The following is a 20404-nucleotide window of genomic DNA, read 5'->3' as shown; positions in this document are numbered from 1 at the left end:
GTCAAGCGAAAACATCAACACGCCCTCTCCGGATCCCGGCGGCAGAGCCGGCCCCAGTGCCAGCGGTGATGTCCCCGTCGGCGACGGCATCGGAAGCAGAGTCGGCCGAGTCGATGGCGGTGACCGGAGTGGGCCGGAGCCAGGCATCCCCGCGCGCAGGCTGCCTGGTCTGGTCGCCACCACGGGAGCCGTCGCCGAAGGCCGCGCCACCCTGCGCGAACGCATCTGCGGCGGCCTGGCGGTCCTGCCGGGCAGACGAGCCGGTGTCGCCGGGCTGGCTGCGGGAGGACAAGTCGAGGCTGGCGGGCAGCGCGCCCCCGGCCAGGTCACGGCGGAGGTCGGGCAGGATGAGCCGCAGGGCGTCGCGGGCGAGGTCCGTGGGCGCGAAGAGCTCCAGCCGAACACCGGTGGCAGTGATCAGCGCCCGCACTACGACAGGGCCGAGGTTGTCGGGGGTGACGCTGATCGAGAGGGTGTGCTCCCCCGGACCGGCGGCCGCCAGGCTGAACAGCGGGCGCGCGACCTGGCCGACGAGGGGCACCGGCATCGGGGTGCCGGTGGCCTGGGCCGGGACATTCTGGGCGGGCGCGGGGACGACGGGCTGGATGACCGAGCCGGGCGGGGTCGGGACGGCAACGGCGGTGGCCGCCGGTGTGGCCGGTGTGGCCGCCGCCGCGTCGGCCGATGCTCCGGGCACCGGCGCCTGATCGGGATCGGTTGATGGCGGGACAGGCACGGCACCGAGCGACGTCCATACTGCGGCGGGGCCGACGGCGGCAGCCGCAGGCGCTGTGGAGCTGGGTTGTGCCGTCGAGCGGGGGGATGCGGCCGAGCTGACGGCGGCGGGTGGGGTGTCGCCGACCGCGGGAACGGCCGCCGATGCCGGTGCGGCCGATGCCGGTGCCGTCGCGGCGGGGCCTGCCCCGTGCCTGAGGAAGGAGCCTGACGCTGCCTGGACGGCCGCGGTTGCTGCAGAATCTGTCGGAGAAGTGACGGTCGCAGCGGTCCCGGCCGGTGCCGCATCGGTCGGAGCCGCCGTCGAGGCTGGCGTCGCTGTCCTGGGCACGTCGGGACCGGGTGCTGCCGTGTCGGATATTGCCGTGCCGGATACTGCCGTGCCGGATACTGCCGTCTTGGCTGCCGCTGTGCCGGCACCCTCAGCGGTTCCGGTCCGGCCCGCGATCGGCGAATACTCCGTCGTTACCGGTCGGTCGACGGCGGCAGCTGTGCCGCCGGCATCCGGAGCTGTCGAGGCGGAGGTCGTCGGCGCCGGTTCGGCGCCGAGCTGACCGGCCGGGTGTGACGGCTGGGAGCTCAGTGCTGAGAGCGGGAGCCGGGAGGCGTCCTGGCCGTCGGTCGGCAGGGCGAGCGGCGTGGTGATTGGAACGCCGAGCGGTCCAGCGGTGAGGCCGGCGGTGAGGTCACCGGTCGGAACCGCTCGCGGGTCGGTGGTGTCATCGTCTGACCCCACAGCCCCGCCATCGACGGCACCCTGTAGGGCTCCGGCGAAAACACTGGCGTTGCGCGCCACATTCTGTTCGTTCTGGGGCGCGCGGGCGGCTCGCCCGGCCACGGCATCCGCGGCCGTGCGCGGGCTGAGCATCGCCGGTGCCGGCGTCACGAGAGCAACCCGGACGCAGTCAGAGCAGACGTGGACAGCGCCGATTCGCTGGTGCTGCCGGAGAACAGCGAGGCGTACGCGGCGGCCACCAGGTCGGTGGACGCCGTCGCCGCCACGGAGGTGGTGGTGCCGGCGATGGCGCTCGTGCCGGTACTGGCGGTCGAGGCCTGGTCGGGCACCACCCGGCGGATCGTGGTGATGTCGGACTCGTCCATGTAGGCCTCGACCTTGCTCACCGTACGACCCTCGTACGGCGCGTGGATCACCTGGTTGTTGCCGGCGTAGATCAGGATGTGGTCGCCGCCGCCGGTCACGATGAGGTCGCCGGGCTGCGCCTCGGCCAGCGAGGCTACCTCGGTGCCGATGGTCATCTGGCCGGACACCAACCGCGGCACCTCGATGCCGGCATCGGCGTACACCCGCTGGACGAGCCCGGAGCAGTCCATGCCCGAGCTGTCCTCGCCGCCGAAGACGTAGGGCACACCGAGGTACTTCTCGGCGTTGGCCACGATGTCGGCCCCGGTGACACCGGTGCCGGTGGTCGACACACTCCCGGTCGCCGCGGTGCCCGAGGCAGCGGCGAGGGCGTCGGCGAAGCTCGTCGCCGAGGTCGCCGTCGTCGCGGTCGCTGCTGTCGCAGCGGACGCGGAGGTCGTGCTCGTCGCGGCCTGGACGCGGCCGGCCACCAGGTCGTTGAGTTCGACCAGCCGGGACTGGATCTCGCCGACCCGCCCGAGGGCATCCACCATTGTCATCGTTGCTCTCCCCGCCCGAATCCGGTCATTGTTCTCTCCCCGCCGCCCGGCGGTGCCAGCCCGTGGACGCGATCTCGTCGATGACGGCCTGCTCGCTGTGCAGTTCCGCCTCGGCCTCGGCCGCGCCGTGCCGCCCCTCGAGTTTCTCCAGGCTCACCGACGCGGCCTTCCGTGCCTCGTAGTCGGACTGCGCGGCGACCGCGGCCTGTTTCGCCACGACGTCCAGGGCCGCCAGTTCGCTCAGCATGCTGCGAGAGGATGCGCGGGCAGCGGCGATCGCATAGAGCGTGTCGGCGCCGGCCGGGTCGCTGGGGAGATGCTCGAGCGCGGCCCTGGTCTCCTCGATCCGTGCGGCGGAGTCGCGGGTCCTGGCGTTGGCCTCGGCCAGATCGCCGGCCGCCTGGTCCTGCTGCAGGTGTCGCAGGCGCAGCAGGCCGGCGAGCGAGAATGCGCGGCTCATCGGTCGGCCCCCAGTCGACGGGACAAGGCGGTCAGCCGGTCCCAGGCGGCGGCCGCCGGGGTGTGCTCGTCCATCCGCTGCTGCAGGAAGGCGGTGATCGCCCCGTCGTGTTCGACAGCCGCGTCCACCAGCGGGTTGGTGCCCTTGCGGTAGGCGCCCACGTCGAGCAGGTCCTGCGCGGCGCGCCGGGCGGCCAACACGGCGCGCAGCCGACCGGCCACCGCAGCCTGCTCGGGGGTGGTCACCCTGGAGGCGACCCGGGAGATCGACGCCAGAGCGTCGACGGACGGGAAGTGCCCGAGCACGGCAAGTTTGCGATCGAGCACCACGTGGCCGTCGAGGATGGACCTGGCGGCATCCGCGATCGGTTCGTTGTGGTCGTCGCCATCTACGAGCACCGTGTAGATGCCTGTGATCGAGCCGGTCTGATCGGTGCCGGCGCGCTCGAGCAGCCGCGCGAGCAGGGAGAACGTCGACGGCGGGTAGCCCCTGGTGGCCGGCGGTTCGCCGGCGGACAGACCGATTTCGCGCTGCGCCATCGCCACCCGGGTCAGCGAGTCCATCATGAGCATCACGTCGGCGCCGTCGTCGCGGAACGACTCGGCGATGCGGGTGGCGACGAACGCCGCACGCAGCCGCATCATGGCCGGTTCGTCAGAGGTGGAGACCACCACGATCGACCTGGCAAGGCCCTCTTCGCCGAGGTCGTCCTCGAGGAACTCCCGCACCTCACGTCCGCGCTCCCCCACCAGGGCTATCACCGACACCTCGGCGTCTGTGCCGCGCGCGATCATCGACAGCAACGACGACTTGCCCACGCCGGAGCCGGCGAACAGGCCCATGCGCTGGCCCTTGCCCACCGTGGTGAGGGTGTCGAGCACTCGCACGCCCAGTTGCAACGGCGACTGGATGCGGGACCTGGCCATGGCGGACGGGCTGTCCTTGTCGAGGGACACCCGGCGGGCGCCGATGAGGGGCCCCTTGCCGTCGATCGGGCGGCCGAGACCGTCGATCACCCGGCCGAGCAGCGCCGACCCGGTGGGGACGAGGTAGCCGGCCCGGCCCGCGCGGACCGGGTCGCCGACCCGGATGCCGGTGAGCTTGGCCAGCGGCATGCAGCGCATGCCCTCCGGCGTGGTCGCCACGACCTCCGCGTCGACCCCGGTGGCTCCGGCAGTGCCGCCGCCGATCACGACGAGGTCGCCGATGGCGCCGTTCAGGCCGCGCACGTCCACGCTGAGTCCCACGATCGACGACACCCGTCCCACGCGCTCGGGGCGCGCCGCGGCGAGGGCGTGTGCCAGGCGGTCGGCGGTGTCCGGCCGGGTGAGCGTCATGACGCCACCTCGCCAAGAGCCGCCCGTGCCCGTTCGAGGGCGCTGCCGATCCTGGCGTCGAGGTAGCCGTCGGGAAACTCGCTGACGGCGTCGCCGCGCGCCAGGGTCGCATCCGCCACCAGGGTCACCCCGGTCTGCAGCGTCGGGGTCTGCTCGAGCAGCGCCAGGTCGTGCGGGTGCAGCCGCACCGTGTGCGGTGCGGCGCTGGAGCTGCCGGCCACAGCGGAGTCGCCCGACCGGGCGAGGGCGAAGCGCACGGCGGCGCTCTCGTCGGCGAGAGCATGCCCGATGATCGCTTCGGCGAGATCGATGGCGGCGCCCAGCAGGGTGTCCTCGGCGTCGCGCAGCACGGGAACCGTGCGCTGGTCCAGGGCCTGTGCCGCTCGGCGCAGCACCGTCACGGCACGCTCGTGATCCTGCGCGAGGGTGCGCAGCAGGGCGGCGTGTTCGGCGTCGAGCCGGGCTGCCTGGACCGCGGCGGTCACGGCCGCCGCGCGCAGGCCCTCGGTGTACCCGGCCGCGTGGCCCCTGGCCCGCCAGCGTTCTTCGAGCCGGGCCCGTTCGTCGCCGCCGCCGTGCGGATCCGTGCGGCCGGAGAGGGTGGGGAACACGAGCGCGGCGAAGTCGCCATCGCTGACGGTGGGGTCGCCGGACATGGCCGAGCTAGTCAATGAAGTCGTCCTCGTCGGCGCGCTGCACGGTGATGGCACCCTGGGCGGCCAGATCCCTGATCGACCGGACGATGGTGGCTCGCGCCTCCTCGACCTGCGACACCCGCACCGGGCCGAGCGCGGCGACCTCGTCGTTCAGGATCTCCCGATTGCGCTCGGACAGGTTGCGGCGGATGCTGTCGACCAGGAGCTCGGTCGAGCCTTTCATGGCCACGGCGAGCACAGCGGAGTCGATGCCGCGCAGCACCAGCTGCACGTCGCGGTTCTCCAGCCTGATGAGGTCGGCGAAGGTGAGCATGCGCGAGCGCACCTCTTCGGCCAGCGCCGGGTCGCGTTCGTCGAGGGCCTCGAGCAGGGCGCGCTCGGTGTTGACGTCGGCACGGTTGATGATCTCGACGAGGGGCTGCACCCCGCCGACGACCTCGGCTGAGTCCCGGGAGGCCGCCACGGCGCCGATGCGTTTCTTGAGGATGTCGGTGACCACCCGCACGGCCTCGGGGGCGGCGGTGCCGGTTGAGGCGATGCACTGCGCCACGTCGGTGCGCACCGGACCGTCCAACCCGGACAGGATCGCGGAGGCGTGCTCCGGGCGCAGGTGCGCGAGCACCAGGGCGATGGTCTGGGGAAGCTCGCCGTCGAGCAGCGCGAGCACCTGCAGCGGGTCGACGGTGTCGAGGAACTCGAAGGCCTTGCCGGCCATCGACGTGGCCACTCGGCTCATCACGCCGGCCGCGCGCTCGGCGCCGAAGGACTTCTCGAGGAGTCCGATCGCCACCGCGTGACCGCCGCGGGGGTTGCGGCCGCCCGATGTGGTGAGTTCGTGGAACTCAGCGACGGCGGAGTCCATCACGGAGGCGTCGACCCGGCGCAGCTGCACGATTTCGGCGATGATCTCGGCCGCTTCGGTCTCGGAGAACTGCTTCATCACCTCGGCCGCCCGTTGCTGGTCCATGGTCATCAGCACAACGGCGACCTTCTGCGTGCCGGTCAGGGCCGGCTTGGTCTCGATCACGCCGGGTGCCGATCGTCCATCAGGCCGCGCAGCATCTCGGCGGTCGACTGCGGGTCACGCAGGGCGAGGGCATCGATGTCGGCCAGCCGCTGGTCGCCGTCCGGCAGAGCGTATGCACGCGTGGGCATGGGATCGATCACGAGCGGCGCCATCGGCTGTTGCAGGGCGAACGGCACTGTGGGCGGGTCGAGCGAGGACTGCGCCTGCACGAGCTCGCTGAGCTCGATGGACTCCCGGCTCTGGCGCCGCGACCGGCGGGCGTAGACGATCAGGCCCAGCACGAAGGCGACCACGGTGCCGGCCACGATCAGGCCCACCCGCAGGATGCCGGCGTTCCGCTCGGCCGCCTCGGCGGCGGCCGCCTCGGCGAGGGCGGCCTGCGCGGCGTCGGCGCCGGCGGCGTTGAAGCTCACGACCTCCACGGTCACCGCGTCGCCCCTGGCCACGTCGATGCCCGCTGCCGACGACACCAGTGAGGTGATGTTGCCCACGTTGAGGCCGTCGGCGACGTCGGCGTTGACGGCCACGGAGACCGTCTGCCGGTTGATCGCGCCGGCCGGGATGGTGCGGGTCTCGGTGACCTTGTTGATGGCGTTGTTGCGGGTGGTGTCTTCCGAGGTGAAGGTGCCGTCGGTGGCCGCGTCGCCGGTCGCGGCGGTGTCGGCTCCGAGCACACCGGCGGCAGTGCCGCCGCTGCCGGAGTAGGACTCGGTTGTGACGGCCTCGTTGAGCGCCGGGGTGCCCTCCGGTGCCGTGAAGGATTCCTCCACCCGCTGAGCGGCTTCGGTGCTGACATCAGCGGCGACCACGACGGTGGCGTTACCGGTGCCGACGACCTTGTCGAGCATCGCCTGCACCGAACTGCGCACCCGCTCCTCGTAGTCGCCGGCCTGCTGGCCGGCGCTGCCCGTCGCCCCGACGCCGACCGCGGAGAGCACCACACCGGAGGCGTCGATCACGGCTACGTCGGTGGGGGCCATGCCGTCGATGGACGCGCTGGTGAGGTGCACGATCGCCTGCACCTGGTCGGCGTTCAGGCTCACGCCGTTCTGGGTGGCCACGAACACGGATGCCGTCGGGTCGGCGGTCTCCTCGGTGAACACTGTGGCTTCGGGGATCGCGAGCCGCACCGACGCGGTTTGCACACCCTTCATGGCCTCGATGGTGGAGGCGAGTTCGCCCTCCAGGGCTCGTTTGTAGGTGACCGACTGCTGGAATTCGGACGCCGTGACGCCCATGTTGTCGAGCAGGGAGTATCCTCCGGTGCTGGCGGAGGGCAGTCCGGCGGCGGCGGCCTTCAACCGTTCGTCGTAGACGTCAGCCTCCGGCACGAGAATCGTGGCTCCGCCGTCGCTGAGCTGGTACGAGACGCCGTCGGTTCGCAGCTGCTCGACGATGGTGTTGGCGTCCGAGCCGCTCAGCCCCGAGTACAGCGGGGTGTACGACGGCTGGGTGGCCCACATCGTGAGTGCGGCGGTGCCGAGCGCGAGAACTGCGACGCCGATGATCGCGACGGTGCGCTGCGCCACCGTGAAGTCGCGGATGGCTCCGCCCAGGCGACGGAAGACCGCGGAAAGCTGGGCGGGCATCAGGCCTGCATTCTCATGATGTCGTTGAACGCCTCGACGCCCTTGTTGCGGACGGCGGCGACGAGTTCGAGGGTGACCTGGGCGCGCGAGGCCGCGAGGGTGGCGGTGTGAATGTCATCAAGGTCACCGGTGACGGCCTGGATCGCGTAGGTGTTCGAGGTGGACTGCAGCTGTTGCAGGTTGTCGACGGCCCCGGTGAGAGCGCCGGCGAAGCCGGTGTCGGTCGACTCGGTGGCCGTGGTCGACGTGGTCTCGGGCAGGTAGCCGGTGGCGGTCACCGACGGCACCTGGCCGATGGCGGGAATGGTCATCAGGAGCGTCCGATCTGCAGGGCGGCTTCGTAGGAGGTCTTGGCCCTGTCGACGACGGCGGCGTTGGCCTGGTAGCCGCGCTGGGCCATGATGAGCTCGCCCATTTGCTCGGCGAGGTCGATGTCGGGGCGCCGGACGTAGCCGTCGGCATCCGCGATGGGGTTGTCGGGTTCGTAGACCAGCAGCCCTTCCGCGTCGCCCAGGGAGGTGCCGGCCACGGTGACGCCGGTGGTGCCCTGGCCCTCCTGCGCGACGATGTACCGGGCCTGGAAGGCGTCGCCGGATGTGGCGGTGGTGGTGTTGGCATTGGCGATGTTGTCGGCGATGGCGTCGAGCCACTTGCGGTGCAGGGTGAGACCGCTGCCGGCGATGCCGAGTGCGTCGAAGCTCATCAGCTGGTCCGCAGCGCTGCGCGCATTTTGCTGTCGGCGCCGGCGGCGGCCTGGGCGGCGAACTGGTAGCGCAGCACGGTCTCGACGTTGGCGAGGGTCTCGGTGTCCAGGTTGACGTTGTTGCCGTTTTGCAGCGTGGGTTCGAGCGAACGCGCCGTGGAGGCCGAGCTGTGGCCGTCGCCGGCCTGCACCGACTGGGCCAGTGCGTCTTCGAAGGAGACCACCTTGGCGTGGTAGCCGGGGGTGTTCACGTTGGCGATGTTGCTGGCGATGGTGCGTTGGCGCAGTGCCAAGCCATCCAGGGCGCTGGCCAGCGCCGCACTGGTCACGGATTCGATCACGAGAGGCCCGTTTCGTCGTCAAATTGCGAGACGGCCGATCCGTGGCCTGGGGTGAGCAATCCGTGCTCATCCGTAGCTATCGGCAGCTATCGGGGTGTGGTTAGGCCCCGGGCGAAACTCGTTCAGAAAGTTCGGGCGGACCTACCCCGCGATGTCCAGGTACACCGGCAGGTCGGCGCGCTGGGTCGAGAGGATGGTGCGCACTGCGGCGAGGTGGGCGCCGGCCGAGCGGCGGGCGTCTTCGATCTCGCGGATCAGTTCGAGCTGCCCGGCGAGCAACAGTTTTGCGCGCTCCTCGAGTTCGCGTGGAAGCTGTCCGAGGTGCTCCGGCGCGCGCCACTGCACGCCGGTGACCAGCTGTCCGCCGGCCGCGGAGAGCACGGCGTCCCGAGCTCCGCTGCCGAGGCTGGCCTCGAGGTCGTCGAGGATGGCCAGCCACTGGGCGTCGCTGGTGCGGGGCTGCCCAGGCTGGGCTCCGCTCGGCAGCGTGCTGTGCGGCCGGGCGCTACTGGACTGCTGGTCAGGCGACTCCACGGTAACCGTCTCCACTCGGTGCGGGTTGGGCGGCGGGGAGGGCGCCGGCGGCTTCGTGCCAGGCCTGGCGCAGCGGTTCGAGCAGCACGATGCTCTCGCGGGTCCTCGCCACATCGCGGTGGATGTTCGCCCCGATCAGGGCGTTCGACACGTAGGTGTACACGGCCATGAGGCCGTCCGCGCCGTCCCAGGCCGAGACGTTCAACGAGGTGGTGAGCTCGTCGACGATCGCCTGGGCGTGCAGCAGGTTCTCGGAAGCCACCACCCAGTTCTCGCCGACCTGGGCAGCTTCGGTGCGCTCCAGGTCGAGCATCAGCCGGTCGTAGAGCATGGTCAGCAGACGCACCGGGGTGGCCGACAAGACGGCCTCCCGGTTGAGCTGGGCGCGGCGGGCCTGGGCTCCGGCCGGAGAGACCGAAAGCCCCGGGGCCACCGGCGTGAACAAGGGTGGAAACTCGGTCTGTGTCATCATGACGAAGTACTTCCTGTGTAGGCGGGTAGGAGTGAGGCGATCTGCGAGGTGAGCCAGGCCGATTGGGACTTGAGCTCGCCGAGCCGGGATTCCATGGCGGTGTAGGTGCGTTCAAGTGAACTGCGCTTGGCGGTGAGCCTGAGGTCCCAATCGGTGATTTCCAGCCCCATGGTCTTCACCTGGGATTCCTGGCTCGTGATCGTGGCCGTGAGCGTGCCGCTGTACTTGTCGGATGCGGCGGCGGATGCGGAAGCGACCCGGCCGGCGATCTCCTGCACCGTCTTCATCGTGCCGGCCGGGTCCTTGGCCAGGGCCGCGGCGAACTTGTCCTGGTCGAACTCCAGCGTGCCGGACTTCGTGATGCTGATACCGATCTCCGACGGGGAGTGTCCGTCGACGGGCATGGACGCGGCGGTGATCAGGTTTTGGTTGACCGTGCGGATGGTGCTGTCGCCGGCGAAGACCCCGGCGGAAGTGACGGGCTTGCCCGTGGAATCGGTGGTGGTCGACACGGCGGACCGGTTGGTGATGACCGCGAAGATGTTATTCAGGCTGGTCACCAGGCCACTGGCCATGGTGGTGATGGCGGTATCGTCTCGGGCAACCGTGAGCGTGACCGGTGTGGCGGAGACCACGCTGACGGTCACATCCAGACCGGGCAGCAGGTTGGTGAAGGTGTTACTGCCCGAGGTGATGGCCTGTTCGGCGGTGGTGCCGGCCCAGAGGGTCACCTGGGCGTCCTGGGCGGCCTTGACCTCGGTGGTCGGAACCGTGCCGCCGGTCACGGTGAAGCCATTGGCTGCGCCAGGGGCCGCACTGCTGAACTGCACGCGGAAGGCGCCGGCGCCCACGGCGACCTTGGTGGCGGTGATGCCGAGTCCAGCCGCGTTGACGGCCGTGACGACGTCGTCCAGGGAACCGGAGGCCGGCGTGATCACGGTCGCGGTGCCTGCGGCATTGGTGAGCGTGAGGGTGGCGTCGGGCCAGGTCGAGACGGGCCCGGTGACCGTCACCTGGTTCTGGGCGAGCCGGCCCACGGTGACGTCGACGACGCCGGGCGCGGCCCCTGCGCTCGTAGTGGCTGTGACCTGGCTGGAACTGCTGGTGGCACTGTAGAGGTCATAGCTGGCGGGCTTGGCCGCCTTGGTGGCGGCGTCGGCCAGTGTGGCGACCTGGGTGTTCAGCCCCTGGACGGCCGTGGTGTAGCTCTGGGCGGCGGTGACCTTGCCCTTGAGCAGGGTCTGCGGAATCGCCTCGACCGCGATCAGGTTGTCGATCAGGGTCGTGGTGTCCTGGCCGCTGATCAGACCATCGATGGAGAGTCCCATGGCGCCTTCCGTCCCCTCGTGTGAGCAGTGCAGAGTCGAACTGTGTGGAGCAAAACTGTGGGCCGACGACGAGTGGCCGGCGGCGTGCGCTCCCTGAGGTCCAGTTCAGATTGTGCTCGCCACCGGCCGATTCTCGGTCAATCGGCCGCCCGGTTCACCCGGGCTGTCGTTCGTCCGTGATCTAGCGCAGCAGCGTCAGGACGCCCTGGTTGGACTGGTTCGCCTGCGCGAGCATGGCGGTGCCGGCCTGCGACAGGATGCTGGAGCGGGTGTACTTGACCATTTCCTCGGCCATGTCGGTGTCGCGGATACGCGAACCGGCAGCGGTGAGGTTCTCCTTCGAGACGGCCAGGTTGCGGATGACGCTCTCGAACCGGTTCTGCGAGGCACCCATGTCGGCGCGAGCGGTGGAAACGGCCGTGATCTGCGTGTCCACAGCCGTCAGAGCCGCTGCTGCTCCGGCGGCGGTCGAGAAGTCAAGTGCTCCTGCTGCACCGGCCGTGCTGAGCGTGAAGCCGGTACCGGCCGACGCGTGAGTTCCGGCCGTAGCGCCACCGACGACGGTTCCGCCGTTGTTCGAGCTGACAACGAGCTTGTTGTTGGCATCGACCGATGCGGTCAACGCTCCCTTGAAGGTGGTGTCCTTGTTCAGCGCATCAGCAACGCTCTGAACGGTCTTCATGGAACCCGCTGCGCCGAGGTTTCCCGTCGTGATGGTGCTCGTCGAGCCGTCGGCCGCCGTGACCGAGAACGACGCCGTACCGGTCACAGCGGTGGGGGTGTCCACCGCACTGACCGCGCCGGCAGATCCGACCGTGAGCGCTGCGGCGATGCCCTTGACGTTGGCACCCGTGAGGCTCACCTGGATCTGGCTGCTGGAATCGGCATTGGCGCCGACCTGGAAGCTCAGTGACGCCTTGGAGCCATCGAGGAGCTGCGTGCCGTTGAAGTTCGTCGACGCGCTGATCCGCGTGAGTTCCGTCGTCAGCTGCTTCACTTCGGTGGTGATGGCGTCGCGGGACTTGGCGTTGTTCGAGTCGTTACCGGCCTGAACGGCGAGGTCACGAACGCGCTGCAGAATGGTCTGCACCTCGCTCAGCGAGCCTTCAGCGGTCTGGATGACCGAGATGCCGTCCTGGGCGTTGCGGCTGGCGACCGTGAGGCCGCCGACCTGCGACTTCAGTCCCTCGGAGATGGCCAGGCCGGCCGCGTCGTCCGCTGCGCGGTTGATGCGGAGGCCGCTGGACAGGCGCTCGAGCGACTTGGCCATGTCGGTCTGGGTCGAGGCCAGGTTGCGGTAGGTGTTGTTTGCCGCGAGGTTGGTGTTGATCTGCATACCCATGATGTGTTCCTCCGTGATTGGGTGGTGTGCGTCCGCCCATCCATGGGCTGACACTGAGACCTATCGGCCCCACCCCGCGGCGCGTTAGCCGTTGCTGGAGAAAAGTTCTCTCGAGTCGACCTCGCGGGGGTCGATCGAGCGCAGTGCAGGGGGCAGCGCCACCGTGGGAAGCGAGACCGGGGGCAGCGCCACCATGACATCCGGCATCCTGTCGTGCGCGAGGTGCGTCATGCCGAGCATCGCCTGGTCGGCGAGGCGGGAGAGGTAGGCGCTGCGGCGGGCCGGCGCGATGGTGGACTCCGGCACGTGAACGGTGTCGGCGTCGTCCGGGTAGTGCGTTCCCAGGCCGTCGCGCAGCAACCGGATGGCTTCTGCCCGCTGCTGGGACACGGCCGAGTGGGTGATGCCGAGGTCTGCGGCGATCTCCTTCACCGAGCGGTCCTCGAAGTAGACCTGCTCAACGATCAGGCGCATGCGTTCGGGGAGCGCCACCACGGCGGCCTTGAGGTAGGCGAGGCGTTCGGCCGAGAGAAGCGACTCCTCTGGCAGTACGGTGTCGGCGACGAGGAATTCCGCCGTGGTGTCGTCGAGGGTGGTCAGGGTGCGTTCGGCGTCGGCGAGGCCCGCGGCCGCGCTCTCCCGGTCGACGCCGAGCGCAGCAGCGATCTCGTCGACGGTGGCGCTGCGGCCGAGGGCCGCTGACAGGGTGTCCTGCACCTGCCTGGTGTCCTTGATCCGGCGCCTGGCCATGCGGGTGGCCCAGTCGTTGGAACGCATTTCGTCGGCGAAGGCGCCGATGATGCGACGACGGGCGAAGGCGCCGAACGGAACCCCCATGTCGGGGTCGAAGGCATCGGCGGAGGTGATCAGGGCCAGGGAGCCCGCGGAGGCGAGGTCGTCGCGGGACAGGTGCCTGGCCTTTGCCCACACCTCGGAGACCAGGTATCCGACCAGCGGGAGATTCTCGACAACGAGGCGATTGCGCTCTGTGCGATTCACCGATGTCCCTCCTGGCTGTTCCGGCTGGTGCCGGAGTTCTGCGAGCAAACGGGGCGTCTGCTGAGCCGGCCGGGTAAGCAACGGGATGAAGGATGACGTCGTGCGCGTGCGCGAAAATGAGCCTGGAACAGGGATTCGGGTCCCGGTCCTGCCGCATTCGCCTAGCTATTACGGTAACAACAGGCCCGGTAGGCAGCCGACCAAAACTGCCCCCAATATGGGGGAAGCGGTGTCCTATCTTTGGGGGACACAGGCGCACGCTCCGGGCGCGCACGGCAGGGCTCGAATCCGGCAAATGGTCCGCCTCGCGGACTTTCTTGCTAACCAGCCGGGAGAAACCGCCGATAGTAGCCTCGTACGACGATGGAATCGTACGATAGACCGACGAGCCCGCAGGGCGGAAAGGCAGTGACGACGTGGGCGCCAATGAACTGTCTGCCTTGCTCTGGCGGGAACGCGAGTTGCTCGAGCTCCTGGTCTTCAAGCTCGACGAGGAACAGCTACTGCTGAGCGCCGGCCGCACCCGATGGGTGCAGCACGCCACCCGTGAGGTCGAACAGGTCCTCGACCTGGTCAAGGAAGCCGGCCTGGGCCGCACCGTCGAGGTCGCCGCCGTCGCCGCCGAGTGGGGCACCTCGCAGGACGCCACGCTGAGCGAGCTCGTCGAGCAGGCCCCGCCCGGCCCCTGGGCCGACATCCTCGGCGCCCACCTGACCGCCATGACCGACCTGGTCGCGCAGATCCGCAGCCTCCGTGACATCAACGAGCAGTTCCTGCGTGCCGCCACCCGCTCCACCCAGGAGACCCTGGCGGGCGTCGACACCCAGGCCACCACCTACGACGCGCGGGGAACCTCCGGCGCCGCGACGAGCGGCGCCCGGCTCTTCGACCAGAGCTTGTGAGCACCCCGTGAGCACCTTCGGCGGATTGAACACCGCGTACACCGGACTGATCGCGGCCAGGACCGGCCTCGATGTCGTCGGTCAGAACATCGCCAACGTCAACACCGACGGCTACACCCGCCAGCGGGTGACGACGTCATCGACGAACGCGGCCGCTCGCGCCGGGCTTGTCGCGTGGGGAGCCACGCCGGGAACCGGCGTCACCGTCGACGGCATCGCCCGTCTGGGCAGCGCCACCCTCGACAGCACGGTGCGGGCCACCGCCGCGATCGCCGGCTACACCGCTGTGCGCGCCAACGCCCTCGGCTCCGTCGAGACGTCACTGGGCGAACCGGGCGCAACCGGCCTCTCCACCCAGCTGGACGAGTTCTGGGCGGTCTGGCAGGATCTGGCCAACGGCGCGACCCCGTCGGTGTCCGCCGGGCTGTTGCTCGGCGAAGCGGGCGCGCTCACTTCGCGGATCGCGTCCGGCTACCTGGCGGTCACCGACGAGTGGGCTGCCGTGCGGTCCAGCGCCGATTCCCTGGTCACCGAGGTCAATGCCGCCGCCGGCCAGCTGGCCACACTTAACGGCGTCATCCGGTCGACCCTGGCCTCGGGCGGCTCGGCCAACGAACTCCTCGACAAGCGCGACGCGCTCACCACCACCATCGCCGCCATCACCGGAGCCACCGTGCGCCCCCAGGCCAATGGCACCGTGGACGTTTTCATCGGCGGCAACACCCTGGTCTCCGGCACCGACGTGCAGGTGCTCACCGTCACCGGCCCCACCACGTTCTCGGCCGCCAACGGCCCGGTTCGGCTGGAGTGGGCGCACCACCCCGGCCTGGCCGTCGCCGTGGACGGCGGCGAGCTCGCCGGTGCGCTGTCGCTGCTCGGTCCGGCAGACGCCGACGGCACCGGCGGCGCCTTGGCCGAGGCTGCGGCGTCGTACAACGACTTCGCCACCCAGCTCGCCGACACCGTCAACGCCATCCACTCGACCGGTGCGACCACAACGGGCACGACGGGGCTGGCCTTCTTCGACTACGTCGCCGGCAACGCCGCAGCCACCCTCAGCGTCGTACCGACGACTGCCGCCGGCATTGCGGCAGGAACCCCTGGGGCCGGCGCCGCCAACGGCAGCGTCGCGGACCAGATCGCCCAACTCGGCGCCGGGCGTGCCGTCGACCCCGCTGACGGCACCGCGATCGCCTCCCCCAGCGCTGTGTGGGCGGCCTTCGTCACCTCCTTCGGCGTCGCGACGGGCATCGAGCTCGCCCAGGCCACCACCGCCAACACCTCCGCCGCGGCCGCCGTCACCCTCCAACTGTCCAATGCGTCGGTCGACCTCGACGAAGAGAACGTGAACCTGCTCACCTTCCAGCACGCCTACCAGGGGGCCGCGAGGGTCATGACGGCCGTCGACGAAATGCTCGACACCCTGATCAACCGCACCGGACTGGTGGGAAGGTAACCATGATCACCCGAGTGACCGGCCAGACCCAGATGCGCGCCGCCCAGGCCAACCTGCAGGCCAGCGCGCAGAAACTCGCCATGCTGCAGGAGCAGTCCTCGTCGCTGAAGACCATCAGCCGGGCGTCGGACGACCCGGCCAGAGCGGCGAACGCCCTCGCGGTGCGCGCCGATCAGCGCGCCACCGCGCAGTACTCCCGGAATGCCGAGAACGGCGACGGCTGGCTGAGCGCCGTGGACACCGCGCTCGGGGCGAGCACCACCATCCTGAACCAGGTGCGCGACCTGACCGTGCAGGGAGCCAACGCCGGAACCATGACCCCGGCGGCCAAGGAAGCCATCGCTGTGCAGATCGACGGCCTGAAACAGGACCTCCTCATGCAGGCCAATGCCACCTACCTCGGCCGCACCGTCTTCGCGGGCAACTCCGACGCCGGAGCGGTCTACGCCACGGACGGCACCTACACCGGCGGCGGCGCATCCGCGGTTCTGCGCCGGGTGGGTCCGGACAGCACGGTGCAGGTGGATGCGAACGGTGCCGCCATCTTCGGCACCGGCGCCGACTCGGTCTTCACCCTGCTCGACAACATCTCGGCCGACTTGCGGAGCACCGACCCCACCGTGACGGTGTCAGACAGGCTGGCCACCATCGACACCCACCTCACCGGCGTTATCGCCGCCAACGCCGAAGTGGGCGCCCGCCAGGCCCGGATCGAGACCGCAAGCACCTCACTCACGAAGCTCACCGGCACTCTCGAGGCCCAGCGGGTGCAACTCGAGGATGCCGACCTGGCCACTGTGATCCTCGACCTCAAGCTGCAGGAGGTTGCCTATCAGTCGGCGCTCTCCGTGACCGCCCGCGTGATCCAACCGACCCTGATGGATTTCCTCTCATGACCGCTACCCTGAGCTTCCTCTCCCCGCCTCCCGGGCTGGCGCCGCTCACCGATTTCTATCTCAATGAAATCGGCGGGGCCGCCGGGCTCTTCTCGCTCACCAGCGCCGCCGACCAGCACACCCGGCTGTTCGTGCTGGACGCCTCGGTGTTTCTGCCGGACTACTCGCCGGTGATCTCCGACGAACATGCCGTTGCCCTCGAGCTCGACAGCCCAGAGCAGGCGATGGTCCTCGTCGTCACCAACCCGGGCGAAACCGGCACGACAGTGAACCTGATGGCGCCCATCGTGGTGAACGTGACCACCGGCCGGTGCGCCCAGATCATTCTCGACGGTCAGGACTTCTCGTTGCGCACCGAGCTCACCGCCCGGGCGGAGCCCGTAGCCGCGCTCGGCTAGGCACCCCGGCCGGCACCGCGCGGCCACCCAGCATCCTGTGCGGCAGCAGTGGTGCGAAAGCCGAAACATTGGCGCGGTATGCTCATCAGCGGTTCAAGAGCAGGGGGACGAGTGTCATCACCAATCGGCGCGCCGGGCCCCGGCGCAGCACGACAGGGCCCCGCACGCCCGGGCGCAACACAGCCGGGCTCAACACAGCCGGGACCGGCACGCCGCGCACCGGCACGCCCCGGAGCCTCGCGTCCAGGGGTTGCCCGAATCGTCACGACGCGCACGACCACACCGACTCCGCCGCCCGCACCCCCGGCACCCGCTGCGAAGAAAGCCAGCCGGCCCCCGAAACCACCCCGGCCCGTGTCCCCGGTCCCCGGCGCCCCGGCACCCGCGCGATCCGCCCGCCGGCCCGACATCCAGGGTCTCCGCGCCCTCGCCGTCATCGCCGTCATCTGCAACCATGTGATCCCCTGGCCGGCCGGCGGCTTCGCCGGTGTCGACATCTTCTTCGTCATCTCCGGCTTCCTCATCACCGGCATCCTGCTGCGGGAGCACGAACGAACCGGACGGATCTCGCTCCGAACCTTCTACACCAACCGTCTGCGGCGCATCCTGCCGTCCGCCGCCGTCGTGCTCGCCGTCACCGGCGCGCTCGGTTACGTCCTGTTCAACCAGACCAGGGCCATCGCCACCCTCTGGGACTCCCTCGCCGCGCTGCTCTTCGCGGCCAACTGGCGGTTCACCACCGTCGGCACCGACTATTTCCACGCCACGGCGCCCGCATCCGCCGTGCAGCATTTCTGGTCCCTCGCTGTCGAGGAGCAGTTCTACCTGGTCTGGCCGTGGCTGCTGATCCTGGTGCTCACCGCCGTCGCGACGGGCTCACGCACCACCGGCCGCGGGCGGCGGGCCATCGCGATGCTCGCAGGGCTCGTCGTGGTCGCATCGTTCGGCTATGCCGTCTGGGAGACCACGACGAACCCGACCGTGGCGTATTTCTCCACCTTCTCCCGGGCCTGGGAGTTGGGCATCGGCGCGCTGCTGGCCGTCGCCGCACCGCTCATGGCGAGGATCCCGGTCGCCGTGCGGTTCCTGCTGGGCTGGGGCGGGCTGACCGGCATCATTGGCTCGTTCTTCGTCCTCGGGCCTGACCTGCCCTTCCCCGGCCCCTGGGCCGCGCTGCCCGTCCTGGCCACGGCGCTCGTGATCATCTCCGGAACCGGCGCCCCGCAGCGCCACCTGTTCCCGCTCACAAACCCGGTCAGCGTCTACCTCGGCAATATCTCGTACTCGCTCTACCTCTGGCACTTCCCGGTCTTCATCTTCCTCACGCTGTTCCTGCCCGATCAGACCCTGCAGACGACGCTCCTCATCTTCGGCGCCACGGCGGCTACGGCGATCGTGGCGTACTACCTGATCGAGCAGCCCGTGCACCGCTCCCCCTGGCTGCGGGGCGCCGGTCGGCCCGCCGCCGAGCGCCAGCAGGCCTGGCAGTCCTGGCGAGACCGGTTCAGCACGCAGTTCATCATGTCGTCGCTGGGCGCCTTCGTCATCGTGGCCGTCGTGGCCGTCTCCTTCCAACTGCACGAACGACCGCTCACGCCCATCAACGCCCCGGTGGCCGATGCCCAGTCCGACGCCGACCCCGAACTCCAGCTGCAGGCCGACCTGGCCGCCGCCGCCGCCGCGACGGCCTGGCCGAACAACCTCATGCCCACGCTCAACAGCGCCATGAACACGACCTCGAACAACAACCCGGCCCGCGATTGCTTCGGAACGGGCGACACCCCCTCGTTCGATAAGTGCACCTGGGGCGATGACGACGCCCCCAACCAGATGTTCCTCGTGGGCGACTCCGAAGCGCTCTCCTACGCCCCCGCGTTCAAGGCCATCGCCGAGGCCAGCGACGGAGAGTGGAAGATCACCACCATCGGCCTCTACGGCTGCCGGTTCACCGAGGTCCTCATCGCGAACGAGGACCCGGACGTGATGTCCGCCTGCCCGCAGCGGAAGGCCGACGTAGCCGCGGAGATCGTCTCCACAGCACCCCAGCTCGTTGTCGTGGCCAACGCCTTCGCCGAGGGCCAGGACACCGCCAACACTCCCCTGTCGGTCGCCGACATCGTCGCGTCCGCCTTCGCCGAGACGGCTGGCTACGACGCCGCAGGCAAGATCGTCTACCTCGCGGCTCCCCCGCTGGGTGCCGAACTCGGCCAGTGCTACTCGAACGTCTCGAGTCCGCAGAACTGCAACGTCGGGATCGGGCCGACCTGGCTGGAGTTCGCCTCCGCCTTCTCCGCGGAGTCCGCCACGGGTGACCACTTCGTCACCTCGCTGCCGTTCAGCTGCGCCGACGGGATCTGCCCCGCCTTCGCCGGCACGATTCCCACCAAGTACGACAGCGTGCATATGACGCCGGCATATGCGGAGCACGTGGCGCCCGCCATCCGCTACGCCCTCGTCGGCCTGGGCCTGATGTAGCCGAATGGACGCCGTATAGTCCGTGCGGGATAATCGGTGCTGGCACCAGCGTTGGCGCCGCGACCTGCCCGCGAAAGGCGACCAGTGCCCCGACTCGACCTGCCCCTGACCGACCTGCGCCAGTACCGCCCCGAGGTCGCCGAACCGGCCGACTTCGATGCGTTCTGGCAGCGCACCCTGGCCGAGGCCAGGCAGCATCCTGACGCCCCCGTGCTCACCAGGGTCGAGTCGCCGCTGAGCGAGGTCGAGGTCTACGACGTCACCTTCAACGGCTTTGCCGGCGACCCCGTCAAGGCCTGGTTCCTGTTGCCCGCCGACCGTGGCGGCCTCCTGCCGGAAAGGCTGCCGACCGTCGTCGAGTACAACGGCTACGGCGGCGGCCGCGGGTTCCCGCACGAGCGGCTGGGCTGGGTTGCCTGCGGCTACGCCTACCTGTTCATGGACACCAGGGGCCAGGGCAGCGTCTGGGGTTCCGGCGGCGACACCGCGGATCCGCACGGCTCCGGCCCGGCCGTTCCCGGGTTCATGACCCGCGGCATCCAGTCACCGGAGGAGTACTACTACCGCCGGGTGTTCACCGACGCCGTGCGGGCCGTCGACGCCGTGCGCACGCTCGAGCGGGTCGATCCGGACCGGGTCACCGTGTGCGGCGGCAGTCAGGGCGGCGGCATCGCCCTCGCCGCGGCCGGGCTGTGCACCGGCCTGGTGGGCGCCATGCCGGAGGTGCCGTTCCTCTGCCACTTCGAGCGCGCGGTGGGCATGACCGACAGCGACCCGTACCAGGAGGTGGTGCGGTACCTGGCGGTGCACCGCGACCTGGTCGACCAGACCTTCGCCACGCTCTCCTACTTCGACGGCGTGAACTTCGCCAAGCGGGCCACCGCGCCCGCGCTCTTCTCAGTGGGGCTGCTCGACCCGGTCTGCCCGCCGTCCACAGTCTTCGCCGCGCACAACCACTGGGCAGCGGATGCCGAGATCGAGGTGTACCCGTTCAACGAGCACGAGGGCGGCCAGGGCCACCACTTCGTGCGCCAGGCCGCCTGGCTCGCCCGCCGGCTCGCCGACTAGGACCAACTGTTCCCCGTCCGGACAAATGCACCCGGCGCACCGGGC

At 70.0% G+C, this 20404-nt stretch carries 21 protein-coding genes; 6 read left to right on the top strand and 15 right to left on the bottom strand.

Annotated features, from left to right (window positions below; genetic code table 11):
• Position 1: 1 nt before the first annotated feature.
• The 15 genes from BJQ94_RS08060 to BJQ94_RS07990 all read right to left on the bottom strand — a co-directional run bounded on the left by BJQ94_RS08060 (position 2) and on the right by BJQ94_RS07990 (position 13164).
• Positions 2-697 carry a flagellar hook-length control protein FliK gene (locus tag BJQ94_RS08060; RefSeq protein WP_275875581.1) on the bottom strand — a complete coding sequence of 232 codons (696 nt, stop codon included), beginning with the start codon at positions 695-697 and terminating at the stop codon, positions 2-4.
• Between the two features lie 920 nt (positions 698-1617).
• On the bottom strand, positions 1618-2370 hold the full coding sequence (locus tag BJQ94_RS08055) for a C40 family peptidase (protein WP_275875580.1): 753 nt from the start codon (positions 2368-2370) through the stop codon (positions 1618-1620).
• A gap of 31 nt (positions 2371-2401) precedes the next feature.
• Positions 2402-2836 carry a hypothetical protein gene (locus BJQ94_RS08050; RefSeq protein ID WP_265398402.1) on the bottom strand — a complete coding sequence of 145 codons (435 nt, stop codon included), beginning with the start codon at positions 2834-2836 and terminating at the stop codon, positions 2402-2404.
• Positions 2833-4173 carry a FliI/YscN family ATPase gene (locus BJQ94_RS08045; RefSeq protein ID WP_265398403.1) on the bottom strand — a complete coding sequence of 447 codons (1341 nt, stop codon included), beginning with the start codon at positions 4171-4173 and terminating at the stop codon, positions 2833-2835. The genes BJQ94_RS08050 and BJQ94_RS08045 overlap by 4 nt, the downstream gene beginning before the upstream one ends.
• Positions 4170-4844 (bottom strand): FliH/SctL family protein, encoded by a 675-nt coding sequence (locus BJQ94_RS08040; protein ID WP_265398404.1) that lies wholly within the window; start codon positions 4842-4844, stop codon positions 4170-4172. The genes BJQ94_RS08045 and BJQ94_RS08040 overlap by 4 nt, the downstream gene beginning before the upstream one ends.
• On the bottom strand, positions 4837-5856 hold the full coding sequence (gene fliG, locus BJQ94_RS08035; protein WP_265398405.1) for a flagellar motor switch protein FliG: 1020 nt from the start codon (positions 5854-5856) through the stop codon (positions 4837-4839). The genes BJQ94_RS08040 and fliG overlap by 8 nt, the downstream gene beginning before the upstream one ends.
• Positions 5853-7445, bottom strand: coding sequence for a flagellar basal-body MS-ring/collar protein FliF (gene fliF, locus BJQ94_RS08030; protein WP_265398406.1), 1593 nt, complete (start codon positions 7443-7445; stop codon positions 5853-5855). Before fliF ends, fliG begins: the two co-directional genes overlap by 4 nt.
• A complete protein-coding gene (gene fliE, locus BJQ94_RS08025) occupies positions 7445-7756 on the bottom strand; it encodes a flagellar hook-basal body complex protein FliE (RefSeq protein ID WP_265398407.1) in 312 nt (103 codons plus the stop codon). The genes fliF and fliE overlap by 1 nt, the downstream gene beginning before the upstream one ends.
• Positions 7756-8148 (bottom strand): flagellar basal body rod C-terminal domain-containing protein, encoded by a 393-nt coding sequence (locus BJQ94_RS08020; RefSeq protein ID WP_265398408.1) that lies wholly within the window; start codon positions 8146-8148, stop codon positions 7756-7758. The genes fliE and BJQ94_RS08020 overlap by 1 nt, the downstream gene beginning before the upstream one ends.
• Complete coding sequence (flgB, locus tag BJQ94_RS08015) at positions 8148-8489, bottom strand: flagellar basal body rod protein FlgB (protein ID WP_265398409.1); 342 nt, start codon at positions 8487-8489, stop codon at positions 8148-8150. The genes BJQ94_RS08020 and flgB overlap by 1 nt, the downstream gene beginning before the upstream one ends.
• A gap of 141 nt (positions 8490-8630) precedes the next feature.
• Positions 8631-9023 (bottom strand): hypothetical protein, encoded by a 393-nt coding sequence (locus tag BJQ94_RS08010; protein ID WP_265398410.1) that lies wholly within the window; start codon positions 9021-9023, stop codon positions 8631-8633.
• Entirely contained in the window at positions 9010-9495 is a 486-nt protein-coding gene (locus BJQ94_RS08005) for a flagellar export chaperone FliS (protein ID WP_265398411.1), read from the bottom strand. Before BJQ94_RS08005 ends, BJQ94_RS08010 begins: the two co-directional genes overlap by 14 nt.
• Positions 9492-10823, bottom strand: a complete 1332-nt coding sequence (gene fliD / locus BJQ94_RS08000) for a flagellar filament capping protein FliD (protein ID WP_265398412.1) — start codon at positions 10821-10823, stop codon at positions 9492-9494. Before fliD ends, BJQ94_RS08005 begins: the two co-directional genes overlap by 4 nt.
• Before the next feature lie 181 nt (positions 10824-11004).
• Positions 11005-12165, bottom strand: coding sequence for a flagellin (locus tag BJQ94_RS07995; protein WP_265398413.1), 1161 nt, complete (start codon positions 12163-12165; stop codon positions 11005-11007).
• An 84-nt stretch (positions 12166-12249) separates the two neighbouring features.
• On the bottom strand, positions 12250-13164 hold the full coding sequence (locus BJQ94_RS07990) for a sigma-70 family RNA polymerase sigma factor (RefSeq protein WP_265398414.1): 915 nt from the start codon (positions 13162-13164) through the stop codon (positions 12250-12252).
• 416 nt (positions 13165-13580) lie between these two features.
• Here BJQ94_RS07990 and BJQ94_RS07985 point away from each other — a divergent pair, with 416 nt between their 5' ends.
• The 6 genes from BJQ94_RS07985 (at position 13581) to BJQ94_RS07960 (ending at position 20359) form a co-directional block, all read left to right on the top strand.
• Positions 13581-14066, top strand: coding sequence for a flagellar protein FlgN (locus BJQ94_RS07985; protein WP_265398415.1), 486 nt, complete (start codon positions 13581-13583; stop codon positions 14064-14066).
• Between the two features lie 7 nt (positions 14067-14073).
• Positions 14074-15522 carry a flagellar hook-associated protein FlgK gene (gene flgK / locus BJQ94_RS07980; protein ID WP_265398416.1) on the top strand — a complete coding sequence of 483 codons (1449 nt, stop codon included), beginning with the start codon at positions 14074-14076 and terminating at the stop codon, positions 15520-15522.
• A 2-nt stretch (positions 15523-15524) separates the two neighbouring features.
• Positions 15525-16418 (top strand): flagellin, encoded by an 894-nt coding sequence (locus tag BJQ94_RS07975; protein ID WP_265398417.1) that lies wholly within the window; start codon positions 15525-15527, stop codon positions 16416-16418.
• Entirely contained in the window at positions 16415-16816 is a 402-nt protein-coding gene (locus BJQ94_RS07970; protein ID WP_265398418.1) for a flagellar assembly protein FliW, read from the top strand. Before BJQ94_RS07975 ends, BJQ94_RS07970 begins: the two co-directional genes overlap by 4 nt.
• A 354-nt stretch (positions 16817-17170) precedes the next feature.
• A complete protein-coding gene (locus BJQ94_RS07965; protein WP_265397938.1) occupies positions 17171-19291 on the top strand; it encodes an acyltransferase family protein in 2121 nt (706 codons plus the stop codon).
• Between the two features lie 84 nt (positions 19292-19375).
• Positions 19376-20359 (top strand): acetylxylan esterase, encoded by a 984-nt coding sequence (locus BJQ94_RS07960; RefSeq protein ID WP_265397906.1) that lies wholly within the window; start codon positions 19376-19378, stop codon positions 20357-20359.
• The last annotated feature ends 45 nt before the right edge of the window (positions 20360-20404 follow it).

Origin of the sequence: Cryobacterium sp. SO2, from assembly GCF_026151165.2 — a bacterium.
In the GTDB taxonomy this organism is placed as follows: Bacteria; Actinomycetota; Actinomycetes; order Actinomycetales; family Microbacteriaceae; genus Cryobacterium.
This window is presented reverse-complemented; position numbering and strand designations above follow the sequence as displayed.

Coding starts and splice junctions, on each gene's coding strand:
- fliD (WP_265398412.1), bottom strand. CDS start 10,823: ATGGGACTCTCCATCGATGGTCTGATCAGCGGCCAGGACACCACGACC.
- fliF (WP_265398406.1), bottom strand. CDS start 7,445: ATGCCCGCCCAGCTTTCCGCGGTCTTCCGTCGCCTGGGCGGAGCCATC.
- fliE (WP_265398407.1), bottom strand. CDS start 7,756: ATGACCATTCCCGCCATCGGCCAGGTGCCGTCGGTGACCGCCACCGGC.
- BJQ94_RS07975 (WP_265398417.1), top strand. CDS start 15,525: ATGATCACCCGAGTGACCGGCCAGACCCAGATGCGCGCCGCCCAGGCC.
- BJQ94_RS07995 (WP_265398413.1), bottom strand. CDS start 12,165: ATGGGTATGCAGATCAACACCAACCTCGCGGCAAACAACACCTACCGC.
- BJQ94_RS07970 (WP_265398418.1), top strand. CDS start 16,415: ATGACCGCTACCCTGAGCTTCCTCTCCCCGCCTCCCGGGCTGGCGCCG.
- BJQ94_RS08020 (WP_265398408.1), bottom strand. CDS start 8,148: ATGAGCTTCGACGCACTCGGCATCGCCGGCAGCGGTCTCACCCTGCAC.
- BJQ94_RS08050 (WP_265398402.1), bottom strand. CDS start 2,836: ATGAGCCGCGCATTCTCGCTCGCCGGCCTGCTGCGCCTGCGACACCTG.
- BJQ94_RS08005 (WP_265398411.1), bottom strand. CDS start 9,495: ATGATGACACAGACCGAGTTTCCACCCTTGTTCACGCCGGTGGCCCCG.
- BJQ94_RS08045 (WP_265398403.1), bottom strand. CDS start 4,173: ATGACGCTCACCCGGCCGGACACCGCCGACCGCCTGGCACACGCCCTC.
- BJQ94_RS08055 (WP_275875580.1), bottom strand. CDS start 2,370: ATGGTGGATGCCCTCGGGCGGGTCGGCGAGATCCAGTCCCGGCTGGTC.